This is a genomic window from Rhodopseudomonas sp. BR0G17 (assembly GCF_010907025.1).
Lineage (GTDB): Bacteria > Pseudomonadota > Alphaproteobacteria > Rhizobiales > Xanthobacteraceae > Rhodopseudomonas > Rhodopseudomonas palustris_H.
The window spans coordinates 1-461 of sequence record NZ_QUML01000136.1; the positions used below are offsets into that span (position 1 = coordinate 1).

Annotated in this window: 1 pseudogene; it reads left to right on the plus strand. The window is 64.6% G+C overall.

The features are described 5' to 3' along the window. Positions 1 to 202 precede the first annotated feature (202 nt). Positions 203 to 461, plus strand: a pseudogene (locus tag DY467_RS25555) (nitrate ABC transporter, permease protein); the annotation flags it as partial.

Below are 461 nucleotides of genomic sequence, written 5' to 3' on the forward strand. Positions count from 1 at the left end.
GTTCTCGGTGATGGGCAAGTCGTTCGACGGCTCCAACCCTGAAGAGTATCTCGCCAGCTTCAAGATCAAGAAGGCGTCCTAGCGGGGCTCGCGTCGTGCTCCGGACACGCCGGGGTACGACGCTCGCCCGCGACAGCGTTCGACGTTGCAGCGCCGCGGACAGGGCGCTGGAGCGCCGGACCACAGTGGATCGGTGAACGTCATGACAAAATCCCTTCGTCTCCGTGCTGCGATGGTCTCCATCCTGCTGTTCTGCGGCTTCATCGCTGCCTGGCATCTGGCGACGCGCGGCAGCGGCGAGGTCGCCAAGATGAGTCCGGAATATGCGGCGCTGATGGGGGCGACCGCGACCCAGGGCAAGTCGGCAATGCCGGGGCCGTTCGACGTCGGCGCCAAGCTGTGGGAGCACATTCAGCGACCGTTCTACGACAACGGGCCCAACGACAAAGGGCTCGGTATTC